The sequence below is a fragment of the Chitinivorax tropicus genome (assembly GCF_014202905.1).
Classification (GTDB): Bacteria; Pseudomonadota; Gammaproteobacteria; order Burkholderiales; family SCOH01; genus Chitinivorax; species Chitinivorax tropicus.
The window spans coordinates 34,709-60,712 of the sequence record NZ_JACHHY010000004.1 but is presented as its reverse complement, the minus strand read 5'-3'; the positions used below and the strand labels follow the sequence as shown (position 1 = coordinate 60,712).

Here is a 26,004-nt window from a genome sequence, read left to right as displayed (position 1 = left end):
GGTTGTTACAAGATACGTTGGCATGATTGCACAACAGCCATGGCATGATCGGCCAAGTCATGCCGCTCCCCCTGCTTTAACATGGGGGCTTGTGCAAGACCACGCCATCATGGGTGCTGCGGCACAGAATCGACGAGTATAACAAGGATGATCAAGTGAGACGCTGGAACGGCTGGGGTGACGACTCGGTTCACTCAATATTGAATACGGCAGCATTGCAGTTTTTGCAGGAACGGGTCGGCCACACAACTGCCCCGTCGGATGCCGCCCTGGATGCGGTCACCCAGCGCCTGCCCCCCGGCAGGCTGCCAACGCATCCAAAGCTGAGCACAGACAATGAAGCGCGTGTGCGCGCCAGCTTCGGCCAAAGCCTGCCGGATTGGCTACGGCTGCGTTTTGGTCACATTGACCGGGTGGTGGATGCCGTCGCCTTTGCTGAATCCGCCGAAGATGTACGGGAAGTGCTGGCCTTTGCCCACACCCAGCAGGCCATTGTGATCCCCTATGCCGGTGGCACCAGCGTAGTTGGCCATTTGACCCCGCCCAAGACGGATCGGCCTGTCATTTCATTGAATCTGACCCGCATGAACCGGCTACTGCACCTGGATCGCAGCTCGCAGCTGGCGACCTTCCAAGCCGGGGTCGCAGGGCCGGATCTGGAGGCCCAGCTGCGGGCCCACGGCTATACTCTGGGGCATTTTCCGCAGTCGTTCGAATACTCGACTTTGGGCGGGTGGATTGTCACCCGCTCGTCTGGCCAGCAATCGTTACGCTATGGCCGCATCGAGCAGCTGTTTGCCGGTGGCCAGCTGGAAACCCCGACCGGCCCGCTGACCCTGCCGACCTTCCCTGCGTCCAGCGCGGGGCCGGATCTACGAGAGCTGGTATTGGGCTCAGAGGGCCGCCTGGGCGTGTTGACCGAGGCGACGGTGCGGGTCACCCCCCTGCCCGCAGTCGAGCAATTCCATGCCGTGTTTTTCCCCAGCTGGGCCCAAGCAGAAACCGCCGTGCGCAGCCTGGTGCAGCAGCGATTGCCATTGTCGATGCTGCGGCTGTCCAACGAGCTGGAGACATTGACCTCGCTGACATTGGCGGGCCACCCCAGGCTAATCGCCATGCTGGAAAAGTACCTGGGCATGCGCGGCATCAAAGGCAGCAAATGTCTGCTGCTGTTTGGTGTGACGGGACATGGCGCCACCTGCCGGAGCGCACTGCGCTCGGCGCGCGACATCGTCAGGCAATTCGGTGGCATGCCGGTGGGGAAGACCTTTGGTGAAAAATGGAAAGCCAATCGATTCCGCTCGGTGTACCTGCGCAATACCTTGTGGGAGCACGGCTACTGCGCCGATACCGTGGAAACAGCCTGCGACTGGCCCAAGGTGGAGACCATGATGCGCCGGGTCGAGGCAGCGGCAGTAGAGGCATTGGCCCGCTTCGGTGAGCGGGTGCACACCTACACCCATCTGTCGCACGTCTACCCACAGGGTTCCAGCGTGTACACCACCTTTGTGTTCCGCCGGGCCGGCACCTTCGAGGAGAATTTCAACCGCTGGCAGGCCATGAAACATGCGGTCAGCCAGACCATAATAGACGTGGGCGGCACCATCAGCCATCAACATGGCGTGGGCAAGGACCACGCCCCCTACCTGTCCGCCGAGAAAGGCCCATTGGGCATGCGCACACTCAGCGAGCTGGTCAGGCAACTCGACCCGGATGGCATCATGAATTCCGGCAATCTGGGCCTGTGACCATGGCACCCGGCACATCGTCACGAGAAGCTGACCTGGCCCGCCTGGCCGAGCCCTGGGACATGATCATCGTCGGCGGGGGCATCACCGGTGCCGGTATCCTGCTGGAAGCCACACGCCGGGGCATCAAGGCGCTGCTGATCGAGCAACGGGACTTCGCTTGGGGTACCTCCAGCCGATCCTCCAAGCTGGTGCATGGTGGTTTGCGTTATTTGAAGGAAGGGCAGCTTCGGCTGACCCGTGAATCGGTGCAGGAGCGGCAACAGCTGCTGCGAAGCACGGCAGGGCTGGTCGAGCCGCAAAGCTTTGTGTTTGGCGACTACCAAGGCCGCAAGCCAGGGCGCTGGCTGTTTTCACTGGGGCTGGCCATCTACGACCAATTCGCTGGTGAGCGCAGCCGGGCCTACCATCGCCCTGCCGATCTGCTGATGTTGGCCCCCAATATCAGCCAGCGGCGGCTACAAGGCGGCATGCGCTATCTGGATGCCAAGACAGACGATGCCCGGCTGGTGTTGCGCACGCTGCAGGAAGCCAAGCAATACGGCGGGGTGGCAATCAACTATCTGCGCTGCGAGTCGCTGCTTCGTGATGAGCAAGGCGTGTGTGGGGCGCAGCTGGTCGATGCGTTGTCAGGCCAAGCGCACACCGTCAACGCCCGTGTCATGGTCAATGCCACTGGCGCCTGGGCTGATGTGCTACGGCAATCGCTCGGGCAGCCCAAGCGGCTACGGCCCTTGCGTGGCTCACACCTGCTGTTCCCCTATTGGCGCCTGCCTGTGGCGCAAGCGGTCAGCCTGATGCACCCACAAGATGGTCGCCCGGTTTTCATCTACCCCTGGGAGGGCGTCACGCTGGTCGGCACCACCGACCTGGACCATGACGACCTGAGCGCCGAGCCCCGCATCACCCCAGCCGAGGTCAGCTATTTGATGAGTGCGCTGGCTTATCAATTCCCCCATTTGCATCTGCAGCCGGATGATGTGCTATCGACCTACGCCGGTGTGCGGCCCGTCGTCGCGACCGGGCAGGCCGACCCATCCAAAGAGGGGCGGGATCATGTCTGCTGGCTGGAGGACGGGCTGCTGACCGTATCCGGCGGTAAGCTGACCACCTTCCGGGTCATCGCGCTGGATGCCTTGAAACAGGCGCAAACCCGGCTGGGCCGCACGCTCGACCTGACCCCCGGCCCACATTTTGCACCAGCCAGCCCCCTGCCCGCAGGGCTCGACGCCCATCTCAAACACCGGCTGCAAGCCCGATATGGCCCGCTGGCGAACACAGCCTGGGCAGACAGCCTGCCCACCGAGCGGCATCGCATCGAAGGCACCGATACCTATTGGCTCGAATTGCGCTGGGCGGCACAACACGAGTCGGTAGCGCATCTGGAAGACCTGCTGCTACGTCGCACTCGGCTTGGGCTGTTATTGCGCCATGGCGGGCAGTCGATCCTGCCGCGCGTGCAAGCCATCGTCCAGGCCACGCTAGGGTGGGATGACGACCACTGGCAAGCGGAATGCGAGCGCTACCTAGCCTTGATCGCCACGCATTACAGCCTGCCGCACGAGCCGATCCCGCCGTGGCCCACCCCATCGGATTAAGCAGGAACACCCCTCATGTCCAACGATTACCTGCTCGCCATCGACAACGGCACGCAAAGCGTGCGGGCCTTGCTGTTTGACCTGCACGGCCATCTGGTCGCCAAATCACAAGTACCCCTGCAAGCCTATTTCTCCACCCAACCCGGCTGGGCCGAGCACCACGCCGAGGACTACTGGCAAGCACTCTGTCTGGCCTGCCAGCGGCTGTGGACAATGACCCATGCGCCCAAGTCCGCCATCAAAGGCGTAGCGGTCACCACTCAGCGTGGCACCATGATCAACCTCGACAAACACGGCCAGCCCTTGCGGCCAGCCATCGTCTGGCTCGATCAACGCAAAGCCACACACGTACCCCCGCTGCCCTGGTACTGGCGACAAGCCTTCAGGCTGGCTGGCGTGTCGCACACCATCCGCTTCTTCCAGCACCAGGCCTACCCGAACTGGATGGTCGAGCACCAGCCTGATATCTGGGCGAACACCGACAAATATCTGCTGCTGTCGGGCTATTTGAATTACCGGCTGAGCGGCGAAATGGTCGATTCGATCGGCTCACAGGTCGGCTACCTGCCATTCGATTACAAAACACATGGCTGGGCTGGCAAATGGGACTGGAAATGGCAAGCTCTGCCGATCCGCCCAGCGCAGCTGCCCGCGCTGGTGCCGCCTGGCACCCGCATCGGCCACATCACCCAACAGGCTGCCGACGCGACCGGCATCCCTGCCGGCCTGCCACTGCTCGCCGCCGCTGCGGACAAGGCTTGCGAAGTGATCGGCGCAGGCTGCCTGACACCCGATGTCGGCTGCCTGTCATATGGCACCACCGCCACCATCAATATCACCAGCCACCGCTATTTCGAAGCCACACCGTTCATCCCCCCCTACCCTGCTGCCGTGCCACACCACTACAGCAGCGAGGTACAGATCTTCCGGGGTTTCTGGATGGTCAACTGGTTCAAGGAACAATTCGGCCACCTGGAAAAAATGGCCGCTGCGGAACAAGGCATCGCCCCCGAGCAACTGTTCGACGAGCTGGTAGCCACCGTGCCGCCCGGCTCGATGGGGCTGATGCTGCAACCCTACTGGAGCCCCGGCATCAAAGTGCCCGGCCCCGAGGCCAAAGGCGCCATCATCGGCTTTGGCGATGTCCACACTCGCGCCCATGTCTATCGCGCCATCCTGGAAGGCCTGGCCTATGCGCTGAAGGAAGGCAAGCAGCGCATCGAAAAAGCCTCGCGGGTGCCGATCACCCAGCTGCGCGTGTCTGGCGGCGGCTCGCAATCCGACGCCGCGCTGCAGCTGACCGCAGACATCTTCAACCTGCCCGTCGCCCGCCCGCACCTGTATGAGACATCCGGCCTGGGCGCAGCCATCAACGCCAGCGTGGGGCTGGGCCTGCACCGCGACTTCCACAGCGCCATCCAGCAGATGACCCGCCTGGGCACCACATTCCAGCCCAACCCACCTCATGCCGCCATCTATGGGGAGCTGTACGAAAAGGTCTACCGAAAAATGTATAAACGACTCAAGCCCTTATACGAGGAGATCGGGCGTATCACCGGCTACCCTGGCGGGGTCTGACAGCCCATGCCAAGGGCCGCGTAGCCAGGCGCCAGCACACAGAAAAATATATTTAAATTCAATTACCTAATCAAAACCCATCACAAAACCGCCAGCCTACTGAAATATGACCATCATCTCCTATCTGTTTCTGGCTCATACATAACAAACAGAAGATTTGCCCGTACCTCACGACTCAATGCACCCGGACAGGTGGCCTTGCCCGGCCTCTGGGGCACTGGCAAACACATCAGCCGGGTGATTGCGGACAGGATCGGGTATTACAACCATCAGCGGCCTCATCAGGTCTTGGGGACGCAGACGCCGATGAGGCGGTACCAATTAGCAGCCTGGCCTGCGCACAAAGGGCTGGGTCATGACACTGCCGCATAAGCAATGGAGACCCGTAACGCATGTTGGCTCACGTAGGCCGCGTTCGCACGGGTTGCCGCAGAATAATCTTTCGTTTTATAGGTGAGACGCGACTCCAATCATCAAGATAGATCTCGTGATATGGGCCTGAAGGCTCCAGGCCTTCTTGTGGCAGATATTCGCTGTAGAGCCTCTCAAGAATGACGGGCAAGTCATCTGTTTGACCAACATGAAGACTCTGGACGCACTTTCCTTCTGCCAACGCTTCCCAGCGCAGTGTTGGAGCAAGTCTTAGCTCCTGCCGCATCTCAGCAGCAGATTCCTCAAGGCGCTTTGCATTAACCCAAACTGGCAAAGTTATCTGTGCACGCCAACGCCAATTTTCACGATGACCGGTTGAAAATTCGCGCATGTCGTCTGCCCAGTAGAGCAATTCCACCGGGGGCTCGACAAAAGACTTACCCATACGCTCGCGGGCTTCACGCCGTATCGGGTAGATGGCTGTATAAAGGTTCCTGATCGCAGTGCTGATAGACGACTGCTCCGGGGGGCCTTCGCCATCCCAAACTGCAAATGGGAGCCGAGGCACATCAACTATGCTAAAAGCCCCGGCTGGCGGGGCATAGAGCGTATGGAGCATAGCTCTGTCACGTATCAAATCAATCATTCCTTCGTCGGCCATGGCTTGCTCCTCATGTAATCCAGGGTGGCGGTTATCCAAGTACGCTCTGCAGCTAGTTGGCTAGCTGAAAAGTCAAAAAGGACCTCAACGTGATCAGGCATCGGCTGCCGCTGCCGGCGTAGCGTTTCGAGTCTTTCTATTTCCGCTGTGATCGAAGATAAGCGACCATCTAGCGCAGCCAGCGCTGAGTCACGTGATAGCGCGGGCCAATGGATCATTCCTAACAAAAGAGACGAGTACGTGGGGCGATAGGTTTGAAGGGAAGAGATTGTTTGCTCAAGCAGAACCCGATTTCCTTCGGAAGTAATGGAAAATGTCTTGCGCGCCTTGGTGCCCGCAGGAACCTCCGCTAAAACCAATCCCGCTTTTTCCAATTTACCTAGCACGAAGTAAATGGACGAAAAGCCGATTTGCGTCCATTCACGCATACCCCGCGTTTCCAGTACGTGTTCAATTTCGTAGCCGTGTCGCGGCATCTCCGCGACGAGGCCCAATAGCAAAAGTTCGGAGTCTGTGAGGTTCATTGATTTTATATTCTAGTGCTAGAATATGAAAAAGGCAAGGTACCCCCGAACCCATCTAAGGTGGAAACTATCATGTCATTACAAAAAACAAAGGCGCAGTTGATCCAGTTGCTGGACGATCCAGATTACAAGGTGATTGCCCTGTCCGGCCTATGGGGCACTGGCAAAACCCATCTGTGGGAAGAGATCAAACAGCAATCAGCCAACGCCAGCGTAAGCAATGCGCTCTATGTATCGTTGTTCGGCGTATCCAGCATGGATCAGGTGCTGAACAAACTGATCCAATCTGCCGCACGTGACGGAAAAATAGATTCCCTCGTTTCGAAAACGGCGAAATCGACCTTCAAGGGACTGGAGAGCTTCCATAAAGGTTTCGCTACGATCAATGAACTGTGCCAGTTACTGGCAGTATCAATGCTGCTTCGCAAAAAAATCGTCGTCATTGACGACATTGAACGTATGCATGAGAAGCTAAGTATCGATGAAATATTGGGCTTCATCGATGATTACTCAAAAAATCGTGAAGTCCGATTTGTCCTGATACTCAATAGCAATAAGCTGACCAAGCGTGACCAATGGAGCACCTTGCACGAAAAGGTCATCGATCTTGAGCTGCAGTTGGTGACCACGCCAGCAGAAGCCTTCTCCATCGCCATACAGTCACTGCCATCCGCTTATGCAAGCTCGCTTAAGCGTGCGTGTGTCATCTGCAAGCTGACCAATATTCGTATCATCAAAAAAGTGATCAAGACCACAAATCGCATTTTTGGACAGAGTTATCGGGAAGATGAACTACCCCGTAAAATGATACCGTCGGTGGTCTTGTTAACCGCGATCCACCACCGAGGGCTCGAAAATGGCCCCACAAAAGAGCTGACACTGAGCTGGAAACCACAACACAGCGATTTTCTTAAACTATTCCCTGATACCAATCACTGGAAAGATCTCGTCAATCAACTTGGCATTTACATTACCGATGACTTCGAGCACCACGTTATAGCATTCCTGCAAACCGGCCATTTCGATCCAAATCTATTCGAATCAATCATCACCAAAAATGTTGCTGAGCATGCACGCCACTCTGCAATAGAGAGAGTGGAAGAGGTAAGGGAAGCGCTATACTGGGATCATCGCCTGGATAGCAATCAGGCTCGGACAAGGGTTGATGAGGTGCTTGCCAGCGATCAGTCAATACCGCCGGATATCTACAATGGGTTGGTAAAAATAGTACGTGATACGCCGTGTATTGAAAACATGGCACAACTGCTCATCGATAGATGGATTGACCTCTACAAGCAAAATCCCCAGCCATACTCATCTGGCAGTGGCTTGGAGCCTGCGATTATTGAAGCGATTGAGCATTTCAATGCTCAACGGCGGGAAAACACCGCAGCATCGTTTGCCGAGCAGCTCATTCAATTCGCCCAGGCGCCAGACCACCAACGATATAACTCTGTCGTCTACCTAAACTTATGCAATACGGGCGTTGAATACTATGAGTCAGCTATCCGAGATATGCCGATCAAGGGCCTGCAAGGCGTTCTACCATATATGCTTGACGCATACAACCAGAGTCAACGTGACAACAGCACGATCGAAGCAGTAGCACAACGTTTGATCGCAGCCTGCCGGAACCTCTACCGTACCCATGCCTCCGAAGGCCTGGGTCGTTTGCTCAAGCGTCAGTTTGCTTATGTAGGGTTGGACATTGAACACATGCCCCAACCCTCGGTCACGACCAACGCAACCGCTGGTGAACCTGAGCACTGAATGGTTCAAATGAGGCAAGCCAGGGCGCCCCGCTGGCCGTTCGCCCCTGCAACACCAAGCCCCTGTTGCTATACCGCAGCCACGTCAGCGGGTTGATCGGCTACCGATGCAGCGACGCGGTCTTCCTGCAAGCCAGGGTTTGTCCAGTGGTAATCGGACACGGACCAGGTTCGCATCAGCTTCTGGTAGGCCACCACCGAGCCGGGCCAGAGTGTGGTGTTGCGTCCGTGCTGATCCAGATACCAGCTCTGGCAGCCGCTGGCCCACACCGTGCCCGCAAGCTGTTGCTGAACCTGTTCGTTGAATGCCTGCTGGGCAGTCGGCTGCACTTCGCACAGCGCCGCGTGCTGGGTCTGCATGTGCTGGATGCATTGCAGGATATGTTCGATCTGGGCTTCGATCATGAGCACCAAGGAGTTATGGCCCAAGCCGGAGTTCGGCCCGACCAGGAAGAACAGATTGGGCATGCCGGTCGTGGCCACGCCTCGATAGGCTTGCATGCCTTGTTGCAGCCACTGTGCGCCCAAGTCCACACCGCCAGGCCCGACGATCCACCCAGGCGGCAGGCTTTCCGCCACCTCAAAGCCTGTGCCGAACACCACGACATCCACCTCGTGACGGCTGCCATCACCAGCCAGCAGCGTGCGCCCCTCGACTGCATTCAGCCCGGCGGGGACGATCTTGACATGGGCTTGGTTCATCGCTGGGTAATAGTCATTCGATAGCAGCACGCGTTTACAGCCCAGTGCATAGTTCGGGGTCAACAGGCGGCGCTTTTCCGGATCGGGCACCTGGCTGCGCAGGTGCTTCCCCGCCAGGTATTCGACCAAGCGGTGTGGCCAGCCTTTTGCATCGGCCATGCCCAGGTAGCGCAACTCATGCACCCAGAACAGCCATTGCCGATAGGCGCGCTGCAGACCGGGCCAGCGCCGGTAAAGGGCTTGCTCTCTGCGACCGATCACTCGGTCTGGGCGGGGCACCACCCAGGCAGGCGTGCGTTGGAAGACTGTCAGCTGGCTGGCCAGCCCCGCCAGGTGTGGGATGAATTGGATCGCGCTGGCACCGGTGCCGATCACGGCAATTCGCTTGCCTTGCAGATCATGTTGATGCTGCCAGCGGCTGGAGTGGAACACCGGCCCAGGGAATCGATCCAGCCCGGTGATCGCGGGCCATTTTGGAATGCTCAGCGGCCCGCGCCCCAGCACCACGACCCGTGCCTGGATAGTGCGGCCATCGGTCAAGTGGACCAGCCACTGTTGTTGTGCGTCATCGAACTGCAGGCGGGCGACCTGGTGGGACAGGCGCACATGGGGGGTCAGCTGGAAATGCTCAACACAGCTTTGCAGATATTGATGGATCTCGTCCTGGCCTGCGTATTTGCGTGACCAGTCTGTTTTTGAGAAAAACGAGAAGCCGTACAGGTGCCCCGGAATATCGCACGCACAACCTGGGTAGGTGTTGTCACGCCAACACCCGCCAACCACGGCGGCCTGCTCCAGCACCAGGAAATCCTGATACGCCGACTGCTTTAAGCGAATCGCCATGCCCAGGCCGGCGAAGCCCGCCCCGATGATGACGACACCCACCTGCTGCGCTGCCTGATCCATGATTTGGCCTTTCTGCGGAACAATATCTGATGAGCTATGCATATTCGATAATACGCGCCAATATTTCCTGGTCGCAAGCAAAAACCGATCACCGGTATAATTTAACACAGTGTTATTTTATGACGTCATGCCATGCCACTGCAGGTGAAAAAACCGAGATGGGCCGGTATGTCTGACTCAATTGGCCTGAGGACGGGTGGCCTTGGTGTGGCGCTAGTGATTCCTTGTACCTTGCTGCATCGGCGGCGGCTGCCAGCCACCGTGACCATGCGCGGATACGGCCTGTGATGCCGCGCACGCCATCCAGTCTTGCCCCCAACGGACACGATATCAACAGCAGCAGGCGTAAATCTCCTACAATGTTCGCTCACATGCATATCCCAGCCCGGCGGAGAGCCCTGGCCAGTGGATTGATGTTGATTCTCCCCGCTATATAACAAACAGCCAGACACCGATGGCCGCCGCCCGTTGCGTAATCGACCATTCATCCACGGTAGTGCTGGCACCAAGAGAGATTGAGCAACCTATGAGACTTGCTTTGAAGGCGCTGGCGATCAGCCTGGCCAGCATCAGCGTGGCCTATGCCACCCCCGCCTATATCCGCTTTCCAACCTTGCAAGGCCAACGCGCCGTGATCACGGCGGAGGGGGATCTGTGGTCGGTGCCGACCGAGGGCGGCCTGGCCACCCGCCTGACCAGCCATCCGTCACAGGAAACCCATGCCACGCTGTCGCGCGATGGCCAGTGGTTGGCGTTCACTGCATCCTATGAGGGCAAACAAGAGGCGTATGTGATGCCGGCAGCCGGCGGCACCCCCAAGCGCTTGACCTACAACGGTGAACGCACCTTGGTACTGGGTTTCACCGCACAAGGGCAGGTGCTGTTCACCACGCGAGACAGCAAGGGGCTTTATGGGCAGCGCGTTGTGGGCATGGTTGACCCACGGAGCGGCAAGCAGACCATCTTCCCGCTCAGCGGTGCGAACGATGCTGCATTGTCCGATGACGGCAAGACGCTGTTCTTTGTGCGGGGCGGGTTGGCGGCCACGCTGGGTGACAATGCCCGCTTCTATCAGGGTGGCAATATCGCTGAGCTGTGGCGATATCAGGTTGGCACCGAACAAGAAGCAAGCCGCATCGATCCACAGTCTTCATTCTCCGATCGTCGCCCGATGCTGTGGCAAGGCCGCCTGTATTTCATCAGCAACCGCAGTGGCCGGGACAATATCTGGTCGATGACGCAGGCAGGCCAGGATCTGCGCCAGCACACCCAGCATCAGGACTTCGACATCCGCTATGCCAGCCTCAGCGATGGCAAGATCGCCTATCAGCTGGGGGCGGATCTGCATATCCTGAACGTTGCCACTGGCGGTGATAGCACTGTGCCGGTCACGCTGCAGTCCGATTTCGACCAGCGGCGCGAGCGCCTGATCAAAACACCACTCACTTTCAACGCCAACGTCAACTTCTCACCCAAGGGCGACAAGGTCGTGCTGAATGCACGCGGGCGGGTGGTGGTCGCCAACAACAGCGATCTACGACGGGTCAATATCGCCACGCCCCCCGGCAGCCGCACCAGCGCCCCCGTACTCAGCCCAGATGGCAAGTGGCTGTATGCGGTCAACGACGCAACTGGTGAATCCGAAATCTGGCGCTTCCCCACCGACGGCAGCAGCGGCGGCACAGCCCTGACCCATGACAGCAAGGTGATGCGCCTGCGTCTGCAGCTCTCCGCTGATGGCAAATGGCTCGTCCATATCGACAAAGCCGGGCAGCTGTGGCTATTGAACACCGAGACCGGAAAAAATGCGCTGATCGACAAGAGCGAAAGCAGTGAATATGGGCAGATCGCCTTTTCGCCCGATCACCAATACCTGGTGGTGACTCGCCCACAAACTGATATCAATCGCTACCAGCTGGTGTTGATCCGGCTGGCTGACCGCCACAAGCAAATCTTGACTTCAGACCGCTATGAAAATCATGCCCCGGTCTTCTCGCCTGATGGCAAGTGGCTCTATTTCCTGTCGGATCGACACTTCCAGTCCACCGTGCTCTCTCCCTGGGGGGATCGCAACACAGGGCCTTTCTTCGACCAGCGCACCCAGATCTATGCCTTGGCCTTGCAGCCGGGGCTACGCTTCCCATTCGCCATTCCGACCGAGCTGGACAAGGCCGCACCGGACGCACCGAAATCGGACAAAGCATCAGATCAGGACAAGAAAGACAAACCGGCGCTGCCTGCCATCCAGCTTGCGGGGCTTGCGGATCGGTTGTTCGAAGTACCGATCGGGCCTGGTAATTATGGCAACCTGAGTTCCGATGGTAAGCGCCTGTATTTCACAGAGACAGAGGCTGGCAAAGACGGCAAGATTACGTTGAAATCACTGGCCATCAACGATCAGAAGCCCGAGCCAGAAGTATTCCTGGCAGATATCCGCCACTACATGCTGTCAGATGATGGCAAGAAAATACTGATCCACCGTGGCCCCAAGGAAAAGATCACCGATCTCTACATCGTCGAGGCCGGACCGAAGGCGCCAACCGACCTGAACAAATCACAGGTCAAGATTGCCGACTGGTCGATTCATGTCAAACCGACTGAGGAATGGCAACAGCAGTTTGTGGATGCCTGGCGCATGGAGCGCGACTTTCTGTATGACGGCAAACTCCGTGGTGTGGATTGGCCTGCCATGCGCCGGAAATATGAGCCACTGGTAGCCCGCATCAATGATCGCGTTGAATTGAACGATCTGCTGGCGCAGATGATGTCCGAGTTGGGTTCGTTGCATTCACAAGTCGGTGGCGGTGACGTGCGCCAAGTCGCCACCAACAATGAAGACGCCTATTTGGGTGCGGTGCTGACGCGAGAGGCACAGGGCTTCCGTATCCAGCATATCTACCAGACCGACCCAGAGCTGCCCAGCGAGCGTTCGCCACTGGCACAGCCCGGCGTCGATGCCAAGGCAGGGGATCTGATCGTGGCGGTCAATGGGCAACCGATCCCCGCTGAAGGTGGCATCAACGAGCTGCTGCGAAACCAGACAGACCAACAGGTTCTGCTTACCTTATTGCGTGACAAGACCGAGCACCGGGTGGTGGTGAAACCGGTGCCCTATGCGACGCATGCCGAGCTGCGTTATGAGGATTGGCGGGAAACCCGCCGGGCCATGGTAGATGCCAGCAGCCAAGGCAAAATCGGCTATCTGCACCTGCAGGCCATGAGCAATAACGATATCGCTGATTTCGTGCGACAGTTCTATGCCCAGATCGACCGTGACGGGTTGATCATCGATGCCCGTGGCAATCAGGGCGGCAGCATCGACAGCTGGGTGATCGAAAAACTGCTGCGTCGGGTCTGGGGATTCTGGCAGTCCCGCCATGGCCAGTTGCGGAGCAGCAATATGCAGCAGACCTTTCGTGGCCACTTGGTGGTGCTGATCAACGAGCTGACCTACTCCGATGGCGAAACCTTTGCCGCTGCGGTCAAAGCACTGAAGCTGGGGCCGCTCATCGGCAGGCGGACCAGTGGCGCAGGGGTCTGGCTGTCTGATGGCAATGTCTTGTCGGACGCGGGCATTGCGCGGGCATCGGAATCTGCCCAGTTCTTGGCAAGCAGCGGTGAGTGGCTGATCGAGGGGCGGGGCGTGCAGCCTGATATCGAGCTCGACAACCTGCCGCTGGCGACCTACCGAGGGCAGGACAAGCAGTTGGAGAAGGCAATCGAATGGCTGCAAAGCAAAGTGAAAGCCGAGCCGATCAAACCGTTGCAACCCCAAGCCATCCCACCACTGCCCACTCCCGCCAAGTAAGCGATGTGGGCCACACTGTCGTGTGATACCTGCCCACACTGAAACAGCCATGGCACCCAGGGGTGCCATGGCTGCTTGACCCGCCCCCTATCACTCGCCGTCCTGCAGCCAGGCTGGCAGCCCATCCTTGACGCAGAACGCCAGTGCATCCACGACATCAGGGTCAAACTGTTTGCCGCTGCGTTCACTGATGTACTGCATGACTTCCACCAATGGCCAAGGCTCCTTGTATGGTCGCCGGTGCAGCAATGCATCAAAGACATCCACCACGGCCACGATCCGCGCAGCAAGCGGAATTTCATCCCTTTTGAGCCCCCTGGGGTAGCCGCTGCCATCGACATGTTCATGGTGATAGCCTGCGATCTGGGCACCGAATGTCAGATAGCTGGTGCCATCCACCATTTCAGAGGCGCGAGCCAATACCACCTCACCGATCTCAGCATGCTCCTCCATGATCGCCCGCTCCTCCGGTGTATGCCGGGCCGGTTTGAGCAAAACACGATCTGGCGTCCCAACCTTGCCCACGTCGTGGAGAATACTGGCGATACCGACCATTTCCAGAAACTCGGGCGTCAGGTCGTTACTGAATTTACCTTGCTGATACAGTATCCGCGTAATGGCATCGGTCAATAGGCGCACCCGCTGCACATGCCCCCCCGTGTCCTTGTCGCGGAATTCAGCCAGATCAGCCAATGCGGAAACCGTGGCTTCCTGCGCTTTGCGCAATTGGTCGTAGAGATATAGGTTATCGAATGCGGCGGCGATCCGGTTGCAGAACACCTCCAGCAAGTCGCGCTGGATGTCCGCCAGCGGCCACGGTGGCGTGACCAGAATGGCGAACTCATGCCCTTGCATGGTCTTGGTGTACAGCACATCCAGCGGATGGTCGAATACACTACGCCCTTCCGCCAGCGCCCGCGCCACCGCTTTGGCTGCAGGCTGCTCATCCATGATCTGGTGGTCGTCCGACATGGCGGTGTAATTGCCGGTCGCGGCGATGACTTGCGGCATCATGCCCGCGCCCTGCCGGTTCTGAACCACACACAGCATGCCATCTGCCCCGACATCCAGAATGGCACTGATCTGATTGAGCACGCCGGAAGCCAACTCACGCAAGGAATGCACTTGATAGAGGTTGGTGGCCCCCTCCAGGATCTTGGACAGCCCAGCCCGACTGCGCTCGATCGTCACCAATCCCTCATAGGCCCGTAACGAGGCGATCACCGTGGTGAACAGCTTTTGCGTGGTCAGCTCGGTCTTGGCTTTGTAATCATTGATGTCGTAGTCAACGATCACCCGTTGCTCAGGCGCCTGACCTGGCTGGCCGGTACGCAACACAATGCGCACCAGCTGGTTGTTGATGTCACCACGGATCAGCTCGACCAGCTTCAGGCCCGCATCATCAGACTCCATCACCACATCCAACAGCACCAGCGCTATCTCACGATCGGCCCGCAAAACGGCGGCGGCTTCCCGTCCGGTGTAGGCAGACAACAGCTCCAGTGGCCTTCCCTTGAATGTCACATTCCGCAATGCCAGTTTGGTCACCGAGTGGACATCGGCTTCATCATCAACGATCAATACCCGCCACGGCTTGTTTTCAAGCGGGTTGGAGGGCTCAGCACCCGCATCGTCATCAATGATCCAGCTGTCATCTGCATTATCCCCACCACTCATGCGGGTGCTCCTCACATCTGGTTAAGAAGGCGCTGCCGACAGGGTTGCAATGAGCCTGCCATACGGCGGACCATGGCCCGTGACAGATTCAGCGTGTCATCGACATGCGTATTACCACAAACCAGCTGCCCATCAACTTAGGTTGACATGTAGGCAGGCCAAGGCGTCCAGCCCCGTCACACTCTGGGCAGGCCAATACTGTTGCTGTTGCCCTCTGGTGCTGTGAGCGGAAAGCGCAAAATGAATGCGGTACCTTTACCCACCTCGCTCCGGGCATGGATCGTGCCACCAAATTGTTTGGTGATGATGTTGTAGACGATGTTCAACCCTAGGCCCGTTCCGCCCTGGCCGCGCCGGGTGGTGAAGAACGGATCGAAAATCCTGGCCTGGAATTCCTGTGGAATCCCCACGCCATCATCTTCGAATCGCACCTCCACCCAATCTGTCATCAAGTCTGCATGGATATTGATGCGCCCCTCCCGCTCATCGGGAAAGGCATGGGTCAACGCATTGATGATCAGGTTGGTGATGACCTGCGCAAAGGCACCCGGATAGCCATCGATCTCGATCCGTTGCTCACAGAGGACATGCACCGTCACATGTGTGTGCTTGATCTTGGGATGAAGACTGGTGATGACTTCTTCAATGTACTGTTTCAGATCGAACTGGCGCCGGATCTCACTGGTCTGGTCTGCCGCAATCTGCTTGAAGCTCTGGATCAGATGTGCCGCCCGATCCGCATTGGTCATGATCAATCTGGCGCTTTCATCCGCCGTATCGATGTAGGCATTGATCTCCGACTTTTTGATCTGGCCGGAAGCCATCACCGCGCGAATCTGCTCCGACGCCTGCTTCAACACAGAGGCACTGGTCAAGGTCACCCCGACCGGCGTGTTGATCTCATGCGCCACGCCAGCCACCAAGCCACCCAACGATGCCAGCTTCTCGGATTGCAGCAGCGACTCCTGCGCCTCTTTCAGCTCCTCCAGCGCCGATTCTGCCTTGCGGGTGGCCTGACGGGCCTCCTCCTCTGCAGAACGAGCCTCTTCCTCGGCCTGCCGCCGCCGCTCGATGACGCTTTTCACCTTGCGCTGAATGCTGTTGAAGCCACGGATGACATCACCGAACTCGTCACGGCGTTCCTCCTGCAACTCCTCCACCTCATCACTATCATGCCGCGCCAGATCGAAAAGCGCATCCCGCAAGCGGGCCAAAGGATCGAACACCAGGCGCAGGCTGAGGATCAGGGCAAACAGCAGCACGCAGTCCACCACCACCACTTCGATCAGCTTGCGGATCAGCTCGGCGGTCAAGGTGGCATCGATCTTTTCACGCGAGAAATACACCACAGCCTTGCCCACCAAGGCACGCTGCGTTGCATCATCATTACCCCGCTCGACATTGCTGCGGAAGTAGAGATTGCTTTCGTAAGGCAAACCGTCGATCTTCAGCTGCGGCTTGACCGTGACAATCTTGCCTTGCTCATCACGCATCTTGCCGGCAAACAGGCTGACCGCACTGTCGAAAACCCGGATGCCCCGTACCTCGACGGGCAACATCTCCGCTTCGATGATGCTGTTGACCTTCGCCTCATCCAAGTCCCACAACGCCGAAGGCAAACTGATCTGCAGCCGGGTCACCACCCCGTGGCGCAGCTGATCAAACCGCTGCTCCAGCTCTTTGGAGAGCTGGTATTGCGAGTAAGCGCCGGAAATGGCCAAGATGAGCGTCACCACGACGATGTACAGGACGCTTAAACGAAACCGGATTGAGTGCATGCATCCCCCTTGCAAACACTATAGCTGCTGGGCCTGTCGTTGGTGAAATTTTTGGCTGTAAAGCGCGCCAGCGCTGGCTTCCTAAAAATGCAAACCATCGTGGCATACCATACAGGCCACCCCTTCAAACATCCACACATTCAAATATTGATGCCCTGTGGATCAGGGCCACACCCCAATGCACCGATCAAGACATGTCAGCCCAAGGGCGGATGGAGAGTGACCGGGCACGATCTTGGCCGCACCCGCTCAGCGATGCGCCAAGCCCAGATACTCCGCTGTCTGCATCTCCTGCAGACGGCTGGCTGTGCGGAAGAACTCACTGGCCTGCACCCCTTGTGTATACAGGTCGTCAGGCGCCACCTCAGCGGACAGGATCAACTTGACGCGGCTGTCGTAAAACACGTCCACCAGCCAGGTGAACCTGCGGGCAGCAGACGCATCCTTCTCGCACAGGCGCGGCACATCCGACACGATGACGGTCGAGTATTCACGTGCGATTTCCAGGTAATCGGTCTGGGAGCGCGGCCCGCCACATATTTCCATGAAATCGAACCAGATCACCCCTGGCGCGTGACGCACACATTTGATCTTACGTCCTTCCAACACGATTTCCGGCTTCAGATCCGCAGCGGTTGCCACCTCATTGAAGGCATGGTCGAGTTGGCCATGGGTGCTTGGCCCAACAGGGCTCAGATAGGTTTCGATCCGTTGCAGACTGCGCAGGCGGTAATCATTGCCCCCATCAACATTCACCACCTTCAAGTGTGCTTTCAGCAGATCGATGGTCGGCAGGAAATTGATACGCTGCAAGCCATTCGGGTAAAGGCCATCCGGCTCGTAATTGGACGTCATGACCAGCACCACCCCCAGCTCGAATAAGGCCGTCAGCAACCGCCCCAGAATCATGGCATCGGCAATATCCGATACATGGAATTCATCAAAACACAGCAGGCGATATTTTTTGGCAATCCGTTCAGCGACCGTCTGCAGCGGATCTGGCTCATTCTTCAGCGTGCGCATCTCGGCATGCACATCGTGCATGAAGTGGTGGAAATGCAACCGGCCCTTCCGTTTATATGGTACGCAGCTGAAAAACGAATCCATCAGAAAACTTTTACCCCGCCCCACGCCCCCCCAGAAATACAGCCCTTGCGGCAGATCCGGCGTGGGCAACCATTTGCCGAATGGTCGGTGGCGCTTGCGCTTGAATTCAAGCAACGCCTCATACAACGTCTGCAAGTGTTGAATCGCGCTGGCTTGGGCGGCGTCCGCAATGAACCCTTCACGGGTGGCTGCAGCGGCATACCATTGTGCGGGCGACAATTGCCCGTCGGTGTCTGGGGAAAATACGTGTTGCGACATAAAAATAAGCCACGCCAGACAGCGCCAGCATGGCATTGAGGTAGGCAGATAATGATGAAGTATAACCGGCCTTGCGCGAGAATCCGCTCAATATCTTCTCTCGCTCGCCCTGATCCGTCCCCGCCGAACCGGCAGGCTGCAATCAGCCTGAGGGGTTAACCACCCTCCGGCACGGCGCTTATCTGCCAGACCTGCACACCCCTGCTCCTGGCCGTTTCCGGGGCAGGCTGCGGGCGGTGTAACGAACTGCTATTCCACCAACTGTACCGAGCCAGACACCGTGACGGTGATGGCGCCTGTGCCCCCCTCCGCGACTGGCGCGGGGGCTGCTTCCATGGCCATCGCCATGGCACGCTTTGCATAGACCGGTGGCGGCGGCTCACCCCCGCCGCCATTCACGTTCAGGTTCACCACCTTGACGCTCTTGGCCTTCAGGCTTGCTCGCACGATCTCGGCCCGTTGATTGAATGCCTGTAGCGCATCACCGATCAACTCGTTCTCGACATCACGCCGACGTTCAGGCGAAATCGAGAACGTCCACTGCCCGATCTGCAACACCGATTGCATCTTGCCGATCAATTCCGCGCACTGTTTGAAATCACGGCACTCCAGCCTGGCCTCGGCACGGCCACGCCAACCGGTTGCACGGTTCTTGTTGTCGTACACTGGGTAGGTCTGGTTCTCGCCTGAGTAGAACTTGATCTTGGGATAGGCGTCCGCCATTACCTTCGCGGCGGTCAAGGCTTTGTTCAAATTGGCGGACAACCGACTGGCATCGCCGTCGTTCTGCTCGGTGAACATGGTCACCGCCATGAGGTCGTTTGGCACCTCTCGTCGAGCCTCGGCCTGTAGATTGACCACGTTGTAATTGAGTGGCTCGGCCTGAGCCAGGCCCGCCAACACCAAGCCACACAAAGCTGCAATCGTCAAATGGCGCATTGAAACTCCCAAGATGTTCATCCCGCATAAACCGTGCGGTACGGGCCAGGCTCGGCGTCAGATGGGGCTCCGCATTGTCCATGCAAGCACGCGGCGGAAGCCGTGAATATCACCCGCTACAGGCAACTTCCACCGAGTATCCCTCCCAGCGTGCTCATTGTAGGTGGCCTGGCTGCACGGCAGCTGAACAGCTGTCAGCAGCGCACGAGCCAATCAATGCACATCGTGTGGTGTCGGGGGAACATCTTCATCCAACGTATCGACAACCATGGTATGGATCTCGACATCAAACCATTCCCAGAACACCTTCAGATTGCGCTCCCGTGGCCACATGGCCTGATCCGTGCACCAGGAGCCGAGTTCCGCCTCGAAAATCTGCTCATACATATCATCAATATATGAGACCGCCTCCTCCGGCTCCTCGAACTCCGGAATCAGCAACACCGTGCAATCAGCGCGCAGATTGTCCAAAGCCAATTGCACATCGTTCTCGGGCAGCTTGTTGAGCCATTCCAGAAACAGCTGTTTCGGCTTGATCACCGCAACATTACGATCGATTACATACATATTCTCAATACTCCCTGCATCACCCGACAGATATCGATTGCAACATTGCAATCATCTGTAACGGGTAAGGGCTGAGCAATGGGTCGCAAGCACCCATCACATGGCCTGCAAATTGTCATGGATACCAACAACAGGATCGAGTACCGACAAGCAGCCGAGCAGGTCGCGCCAAAAAACCTCACCATCCAGCTCTGCCGCTGCCAACCATCGAATGACTGCCATGTACAGAATACCACGCCACCCCATAAAACACACCGCACAACAAGGCCTGAGGGCCATTTCAACGCACATCGCTGGTATCTTCCACCACCTGATTTGACATACAATCAACAAATGATCCGTTTCGCGCTCATTCTAACCAGCTTGCTGGGTCTGGGAATCACCTGTCAGGCTGCCGATAAGCAAGACCTCAGCTTGCTGACACGCACAGCTGAACAATTTGCACGACGCCAGCTCGCTGACAGCGACGCCAAGATCACCGCACGCAAATTAGACCCCAATCTATCCTTACCAGCCTGTGACAGCCTAGAGGCCTATTTACCACCGAATGGCCGACTGTCCGGGCGCAGCACCGTTGGCGTGCGCTGCGCCAGAGATGGCTGGAGCATCAATGTCACGCTGGATATCCAGCTGTTCAGCCAAGCCGTTGTCGCCAGCCGCGCCATCCGTGCCGGCGAGGTGATCCAAGCCACCGATGTCCAACTACAGCGGGTCGAGATCGGCCAACTGCCCTCCCCCCCCCTTGGCAGCATCGATCAGGCACTTGGCAAAACACCTGTCGTCGGCATTGGCCAAGGCATCCCGCTCCGGGCCGATATGCTCAGGGCACCAGCCGTCATTCAACCAGGCCAAAGCGTCAGGATCTTGGTCAATGGGGACGGTTTTCAGGTCTCGGGCGAGGGAAAAGCACTCGGACAAGCTGCGCTTGGGCAGTCAGTCTCCATCCGCACCAACAACGGCCAGGTGGTTACTGGCGTAGTGACAGGTGTCGGCCAGGTGACTGTGACACCCTGAGCGAGTTGCTAAATTCGTCCGCTTTGTGCAACACTCAAGATATCCGATGGGTCGATTCCAACCAGCTGTCACTCAAGTTTTCCCATATCGTGCCGATATGGTTTCCAGTAACAGCATATTGGTATCAGCCTGCTTGGCTGATACATTTAGTGGAGCACGATCTTGAAAGTCGATAACTCAGGCAAGCCGATCACACCTTCAGGGGTCAAGCCCGGCACTACCCGCTTGCCCGCCAAAGCCGACGCGACCGAGACCAGTGGCAAGCCCCGCACAGACAACGTCGAATTGACATCCACTTCATTACGGATGCAAGCGCTGGAAGGTGCCCTGAACAAACAGCCCACAGTCGACTCCGCACGCGTGGCGGAAATCCGCCAGGCCATTTCGGAGGGCCGTTTCAAAATCAACGCCGATGTGATTGCCGATAAATTGGTCGCAAGCGTGAAAGAATTACTGGCCAAGCGGGAAGATTGATCTCGTCATCATGGATGCTCAAGCAATGTTGGCGGCCCTTCGGGCCGAGCTGGCCGGGGTGGAGGCACTACTGGTCATCCTTGAGCGCGAGCAACAGATGTTGATGACAGGCAGCATTGCCACACTACCGGAATTGACCACCCAGAAAAGCACCCTTGTCGCAGACATCGACAAACAGTCACAAGCACGTTTGGTGTGGTTCCCCGTGGATGCAGCCGCACGACAAACGCTTTTTCTGCAACAGCCCACAATCGCCACCGCATGGGCCGCCTTATCTGAGCGAGCCAATCGAGCAGCCGCACTGAATCAATCCAATGGCCTATTGATCAATCAGCGACTACAACACAATCGCGAGGCGCTACACATCCTGCGCGGCCAGGAGACCGGCCAGCCCACCTACGGGCCAGATGGCCAGCAGCAAAGCCTCGGCTCTGGCCGAACACTAGGCTCCGCCTGATCCCATATTACCGAATCCACAGCCAAACCAAGGTGGATTCCAGCGGCACCATTTCCGCCAAGCCGCCTTGCAGCTACAATTCGACCCACCCCAGTGCTGACATGCAAAGCATAGCTGTACTTTCCAAAGCATCCATCCGGACGACACCATGCTGATTAATTGCGCCGCCTATCAAAATGGCAGCAAGTTGACTGAATTATCCATCGAAGACATCAGCGAACACATCAAGGAACCTGACCGTTTTGTCTGGGTTGCCCTGAAAAACCCGACCGACCAAGAGATCGACACCATGGGGGAGGAGTTCGGCTTGCACGAACTCGCCATCGAAGACGCCAAGCACGGCCATCAACGCCCAAAGATAGAAGAATATCGGGACACGCTGTTCTGTTGCATGCACATGCTGGAGGTTGACGAAGATGACCTACTTCGTGTCGGTGAAATCAGCATTTTCGTCGGCAAAAACTTCATCCTCTCGATGCGTAGCCGTAGTACCGCTGGGTTTCTGAATGTACGTCAACGCTGTGAAAGCGAGCCACATTTACTGAAACACGGTGCTGGCTTTGTCCTGTATGCCTTGATGGACGCAGTGGTCGATCGCTACTTCCCGATCATTGACTGGCTGAACCGGCAGCTTGAATCGATTGAAAACCGCATTTTCGAGCGATCATCCTCTGCCAGGACCAACATCGAAGAACTCTATGATCTCAAACGCAACCTGATGGTTGTTCAGCATGCAACACTCCCCCTCCTGGAGGCCGTCAGCAAACTCTATGGCGGTCGCGTGCCCAGCATCTGTGTCGGCATGGGTGAATACTATCGGGATATCTATGACCATCTCGATCGCATCGTCAAAAGCATCGAGAGCATTCGTGACATGTTGAATACCGCCATTCAGGTCAATTTATCGATGATCTCGCTGGATGACTCCGCCATCACCAAAAAGCTGGCCGCCTGGGGTGCATTGTTTGCAGTGCCGACTATGATCGCCGGTGTCTACGGTATGAATTTCGAAGGGATGCCAGAGCTGAAATGGGCGCTGGGTTACCCGATGTCGCTCGGGCTGATGGCCATTCTGGATATCATTTTATGGCGGCGCTTCAAGAAGGCTGGCTGGTTGTAGCCCCGCTCAATTTGCTGGGCCACAAGTGTGGGTATGCAATCAACAAGCACCGCAGCGATGATGCGGGAACTCATCACCAGCAAGACTTGGCCGAGCGCCTTGGAATACAGAATGCAGAAAACAAAAAAGCCGCGGGGAAAACCTCGCGGCTCGCGACACGGCTCTCAGCCGATTCGTTCAGCGTCTGAACAAATACAGGATCCAGCCCATGATTCGCTCCTTTCAATTTCGGCGTCACACCTTTCGGTGTTTAGCTGTACGCGGGCGGTTGCAACCCTTGCCATATTTCATTGGTCAACCACCGGCCACGAGCGACAACAGTCTGTACGCAAGCCCGTTCCGGCCCACCATGCCACCATGGCATAGCGCTTTTGTCACTTGAAACAACTAAGTAACTTTTTCATTATAAAGAGATATTGATCACGACGCAACAGAATTGGCATTTCCACCCCCGCCATTGAACGGCGCACGGCACCCAAGATCTGATGCCAGCCCTTGCTGCGCGAGGGCTGGCATCAGGTTGGTGCCGTTCAAATCGCTTGCTCGTTTGTCTCGCCGGTGCGGATTCTGACCACTTGCTCAACCGATGTGACAAAAATTTTGCCATCACCGATCTTACCCGTCCGCGCGGCCTTGATGATGGCATCGATTGCCGGCTCAACCTGCGCATCGGTCAAAATGACTTCGATTTTGACCTTGGGCAGGAAATCGACAACATACTCTGCGCCACGATAGAGTTCGGTATGCCCTTTCTGACGGCCAAAACCTTTGACTTCCGTCACGGTCAGCCCGGTGATGCCTATTTCGTGCAATGCCTCTCGTACTTCATCCAATTTGAATGGCTTGATGACGGCTTCGATCTTCTTCATCCAGTTTCTCCCATTTTTTATGTTTGCCGGGACAGGTCGTGATGACAGTTCATATACCCAGCCACTGCGGCCAGAACTTGTTCCGGTCATTTTTTACAAAGCAATACGGGCACCGGGCGTGGTCATGTTGCGGGGTCAGGGTGAGTGTAAAGTACTCGCCGCAGAATTCACAGTAACCACACCAGGTGCCATAGTAGCGCCAACTGTCGGGGCTGGCGGGCACCGGGCACTCCACACCTGTTTGCAGCTGTTCTGGCACAGGTTGGTCTGGCTCGGTGTCCTGCATGGCTACATTCCTGAAGAGTAACGGTTGGTGATCGGGTACCGCCAGTCTTTGCCGTAGCCGCGCGCCGTGATGCGCACGCCGACCGGGGCTTGGCGCCGTTTGTATTCGTTGACTTTGATCAATCTGATCACTCGTTTGACGTCAGCCTCGGTATACCCTTCCGCAATGATCTCCTGCGGGCTCTGATTGCGCTCCACATAAGCCTGCATGATGCCATCCAGTACATCATAGGGTGGCAGCGAGTCCTGGTCGGTCTGGTTTTCACGCAACTCCGCACTTGGCGGTCGGGTAATGATGCGCTCGGGAATCACTGTTGACAGGGTATTGCGGTAGTTGGACAGCCGATAGACCAGGGTCTTGGCAACGTCTTTCAACACAGCGAATCCACCAGCCATATCGCCATACAAAGTAGCATAGCCCACAGCCATCTCGGATTTGTTGCCCGTCGTCAACACCAAGCGCCCGGTCTTGTTGGACAGCGCCATCAGCAATGTGCCACGGACCCGAGCCTGGATGTTTTCCTCTGTGGTGTCTTCAGCCAGCCCTGCAAATTCGCCGGACAATGCCGACAAGAAGCTGTCAAACACCGGTTTGATAGGGATTTCGCTGTATTTCACTCCCAACAGACCTACCATTTCGCGTGAGTCATCCACGCTCATGCCTGCGGTGTATTGTGAGGGCATCATTACGGCATGGACACGTTCCGGGCCCAAGGCATCGACCGCGACCGCCAGCGTCAATGCGGAATCGATACCGCCGGACAGGCCCAGCAGCGCGCCGGGGAAGCCATTTTTCCCGATATAGTCACGCACGCCGATCGTCAGGGCCTTGTACACCTGTGCTTCGATGGAGGGCGCGGGCGGCACCTCTGCCGGCACCCAATCGCCATGTTCATAGGTAAACAGGCCGATGGCGTCATCGAACATCGGGAGCTGCGCGACGACTTCTCCCTTACGATTCATCAAGAATGACTGGCCATCGAACACCAACTCATCCTGCCCGCCAGTGAGATTGGCATAGGCAATCGGCAGGCCGGTCTGTGCCACTCTTGACTTGACCACATCAAAACGGACTTTTTGTTTATCGATATGGAATGGCGATGCATTGGGCACCACGATGACCTCGGCCCCTGCGGATTTGGCCAGCGCAGCGGCCTGGGCCTGCCAGATGTCTTCACAGATATTGATGCCGACTTTGACACCAGCGATTTCGACCACGCAGGGTGCGCCGCCCGCATCAAAATATCGCTTCTCATCAAATACTTCGTCATTAGGCAGGGAGATCTTACGGTAGGTGGCAATGATTTTACCGTTACGGATCACCGATGCAGCGTTATAACGCCTGCCTTTTTCCTGCAGCGGGTAGCTCACCACCAGCGCAATGTCTTGCACGGCCATCGCCACACGCGCCAATTGCGTGGCGCAGTCGGTATAGAAGGCGGGGCGGAGCAGCAGGTCTTCCGGGGGGTACCCACACAGCGCAAATTCCGGGGTCAATAGCAGATCAGCGCCCAGCTCGCGGGCCTGGTGGACATACTCGATGATCTTGCCTGCATTACCAACAAGATCACCAACGGTAGGATTGAATTGTGCGATGGCAAGTTTCATATAATTGTCGAAGACTCAATATATCGCGATTATATCGCCGTACAGCAAGTAGGCGAGCGGTTTTACATGCGACTGGCCACAAATTGGCGGCTGCCTGATCACCTGATGAAGACCATTGGCCAAGTGATGTTTTGGGTATGGCCCGCTCATCCGGCAGCCCATCAGCCATGGCTTGCAGCATGAAC

23 protein-coding genes are annotated in these 26,004 nt (G+C 57.4%); 11 read left to right on the top strand and 12 right to left on the bottom strand.

What is annotated here, in order from left to right; translation table 11 throughout:
* The first annotated feature begins 155 nt into the window (after positions 1-155).
* The 4 genes from HNQ59_RS04050 (at position 156) to HNQ59_RS19985 (ending at position 5,296) form a co-directional block, all read left to right on the top strand.
* Positions 156-1,748: an FAD-linked oxidase C-terminal domain-containing protein gene (locus tag HNQ59_RS04050; RefSeq protein ID WP_184035573.1), complete on the top strand. Its 1,593-nt coding sequence runs from the start codon at positions 156-158 to the stop codon at positions 1,746-1,748.
* 2 nt (positions 1,749-1,750) lie between these two features.
* Positions 1,751-3,346 carry a glycerol-3-phosphate dehydrogenase/oxidase gene (locus HNQ59_RS04045; protein WP_184035571.1) on the top strand — a complete coding sequence of 532 codons (1,596 nt, stop codon included), beginning with the start codon at positions 1,751-1,753 and terminating at the stop codon, positions 3,344-3,346.
* A gap of 15 nt (positions 3,347-3,361) precedes the next feature.
* Complete coding sequence (locus HNQ59_RS04040) at positions 3,362-4,924, top strand: FGGY-family carbohydrate kinase (RefSeq protein ID WP_184035569.1); 1,563 nt, start codon at positions 3,362-3,364, stop codon at positions 4,922-4,924.
* A 192-nt stretch (positions 4,925-5,116) separates the two neighbouring features.
* Positions 5,117-5,296, top strand: coding sequence for an integrase core domain-containing protein (locus HNQ59_RS19985; protein WP_425491328.1), 180 nt, complete (start codon positions 5,117-5,119; stop codon positions 5,294-5,296).
* A gap of 28 nt (positions 5,297-5,324) precedes the next feature.
* Here HNQ59_RS19985 and HNQ59_RS04035 read toward each other — a convergent pair whose 3' ends face one another.
* Both HNQ59_RS04035 and HNQ59_RS04030 read right to left on the bottom strand, forming a co-directional pair.
* Positions 5,325-5,957, bottom strand: a complete 633-nt coding sequence (locus HNQ59_RS04035) for a GyrI-like domain-containing protein (RefSeq protein WP_184035567.1) — start codon at positions 5,955-5,957, stop codon at positions 5,325-5,327.
* Positions 5,939-6,481, bottom strand: coding sequence for a PadR family transcriptional regulator (locus tag HNQ59_RS04030; RefSeq protein ID WP_184035565.1), 543 nt, complete (start codon positions 6,479-6,481; stop codon positions 5,939-5,941). The genes HNQ59_RS04035 and HNQ59_RS04030 overlap by 19 nt, the downstream gene beginning before the upstream one ends.
* Before the next feature lie 72 nt (positions 6,482-6,553).
* Between HNQ59_RS04030 and HNQ59_RS04025 the strand changes: the two genes are divergently transcribed.
* Positions 6,554-8,251 (top strand): AAA family ATPase, encoded by a 1,698-nt coding sequence (locus HNQ59_RS04025; RefSeq protein ID WP_184035563.1) that lies wholly within the window; start codon positions 6,554-6,556, stop codon positions 8,249-8,251.
* 68 nt (positions 8,252-8,319) lie between these two features.
* Here HNQ59_RS04025 and HNQ59_RS04020 read toward each other — a convergent pair whose 3' ends face one another.
* Positions 8,320-9,858, bottom strand: coding sequence for a flavin-containing monooxygenase (locus HNQ59_RS04020; RefSeq protein ID WP_184035561.1), 1,539 nt, complete (start codon positions 9,856-9,858; stop codon positions 8,320-8,322).
* A 526-nt stretch (positions 9,859-10,384) separates the two neighbouring features.
* Here HNQ59_RS04020 and HNQ59_RS04015 point away from each other — a divergent pair.
* The gene (locus HNQ59_RS04015; protein ID WP_184035559.1) at positions 10,385-13,666 is read left to right on the top strand and encodes a S41 family peptidase; all 3,282 of its coding nucleotides are present in this window, start codon (positions 10,385-10,387) and stop codon (positions 13,664-13,666) included.
* A gap of 90 nt (positions 13,667-13,756) precedes the next feature.
* Here HNQ59_RS04015 and HNQ59_RS04010 read toward each other — a convergent pair whose 3' ends face one another.
* From HNQ59_RS04010 to HNQ59_RS19795, 6 genes are all read right to left on the bottom strand, one after another.
* Entirely contained in the window at positions 13,757-15,343 is a 1,587-nt protein-coding gene (locus HNQ59_RS04010) for a DUF3369 domain-containing protein (RefSeq protein WP_184035556.1), read from the bottom strand.
* A 176-nt stretch (positions 15,344-15,519) separates the two neighbouring features.
* Positions 15,520-17,121, bottom strand: a complete 1,602-nt coding sequence (locus HNQ59_RS04005) for a sensor histidine kinase (protein ID WP_184035553.1) — start codon at positions 17,119-17,121, stop codon at positions 15,520-15,522.
* 249 nt (positions 17,122-17,370) lie between these two features.
* The gene (gene zapE, locus HNQ59_RS04000) at positions 17,371-18,486 is read right to left on the bottom strand and encodes a cell division protein ZapE (RefSeq protein ID WP_184035550.1); all 1,116 of its coding nucleotides are present in this window, start codon (positions 18,484-18,486) and stop codon (positions 17,371-17,373) included.
* Positions 18,487-18,735: 249 nt separating this feature from the next.
* Positions 18,736-19,425 (bottom strand): SIMPL domain-containing protein, encoded by a 690-nt coding sequence (locus HNQ59_RS03995; protein ID WP_184035547.1) that lies wholly within the window; start codon positions 19,423-19,425, stop codon positions 18,736-18,738.
* Positions 19,426-19,638: 213 nt separating this feature from the next.
* The gene (locus HNQ59_RS03990; RefSeq protein ID WP_184035544.1) at positions 19,639-19,992 is read right to left on the bottom strand and encodes a hypothetical protein; all 354 of its coding nucleotides are present in this window, start codon (positions 19,990-19,992) and stop codon (positions 19,639-19,641) included.
* Positions 19,993-20,088: 96 nt separating this feature from the next.
* A complete protein-coding gene (locus tag HNQ59_RS19795; RefSeq protein WP_281397172.1) occupies positions 20,089-20,214 on the bottom strand; it encodes a hypothetical protein in 126 nt (41 codons plus the stop codon).
* A 111-nt stretch (positions 20,215-20,325) separates the two neighbouring features.
* Here HNQ59_RS19795 and flgA point away from each other — a divergent pair, with 111 nt between their 5' ends.
* The 5 genes from flgA to HNQ59_RS03965 all read left to right on the top strand — a co-directional run bounded on the left by flgA (position 20,326) and on the right by HNQ59_RS03965 (position 23,245).
* Positions 20,326-21,006, top strand: a complete 681-nt coding sequence (gene flgA, locus HNQ59_RS03985) for a flagellar basal body P-ring formation chaperone FlgA (protein WP_184035541.1) — start codon at positions 20,326-20,328, stop codon at positions 21,004-21,006.
* Between the two features lie 162 nt (positions 21,007-21,168).
* Positions 21,169-21,480: a flagellar biosynthesis anti-sigma factor FlgM gene (gene flgM / locus HNQ59_RS03980; RefSeq protein WP_184035538.1), complete on the top strand. Its 312-nt coding sequence runs from the start codon at positions 21,169-21,171 to the stop codon at positions 21,478-21,480.
* 10 nt (positions 21,481-21,490) lie between these two features.
* Positions 21,491-21,937 (top strand): flagella synthesis protein FlgN, encoded by a 447-nt coding sequence (locus HNQ59_RS03975; protein ID WP_184035535.1) that lies wholly within the window; start codon positions 21,491-21,493, stop codon positions 21,935-21,937.
* Positions 21,938-22,085: 148 nt separating this feature from the next.
* Positions 22,086-23,057 (top strand): magnesium/cobalt transporter CorA, encoded by a 972-nt coding sequence (gene corA / locus HNQ59_RS03970; protein WP_184035533.1) that lies wholly within the window; start codon positions 22,086-22,088, stop codon positions 23,055-23,057.
* The gene (locus tag HNQ59_RS03965) at positions 23,024-23,245 is read left to right on the top strand and encodes a hypothetical protein (RefSeq protein WP_184035530.1); all 222 of its coding nucleotides are present in this window, start codon (positions 23,024-23,026) and stop codon (positions 23,243-23,245) included. The genes corA and HNQ59_RS03965 overlap by 34 nt, the downstream gene beginning before the upstream one ends.
* 342 nt (positions 23,246-23,587) lie before the next feature.
* Here HNQ59_RS03965 and HNQ59_RS03960 read toward each other — a convergent pair whose 3' ends face one another.
* From HNQ59_RS03960 to HNQ59_RS03950, 3 genes are read right to left on the bottom strand one after another with little or no spacing between them, the layout of a single operon-like run.
* Positions 23,588-23,926, bottom strand: a complete 339-nt coding sequence (locus tag HNQ59_RS03960; protein WP_184035527.1) for a P-II family nitrogen regulator — start codon at positions 23,924-23,926, stop codon at positions 23,588-23,590.
* Between the two features lie 49 nt (positions 23,927-23,975).
* Complete coding sequence (locus HNQ59_RS03955; RefSeq protein ID WP_184035524.1) at positions 23,976-24,212, bottom strand: hypothetical protein; 237 nt, start codon at positions 24,210-24,212, stop codon at positions 23,976-23,978.
* Positions 24,213-24,214: 2 nt separating this feature from the next.
* Entirely contained in the window at positions 24,215-25,819 is a 1,605-nt protein-coding gene (locus HNQ59_RS03950) for an NAD+ synthase (protein WP_184035521.1), read from the bottom strand.
* Positions 25,820-26,004: the final 185 nt, after the last annotated feature.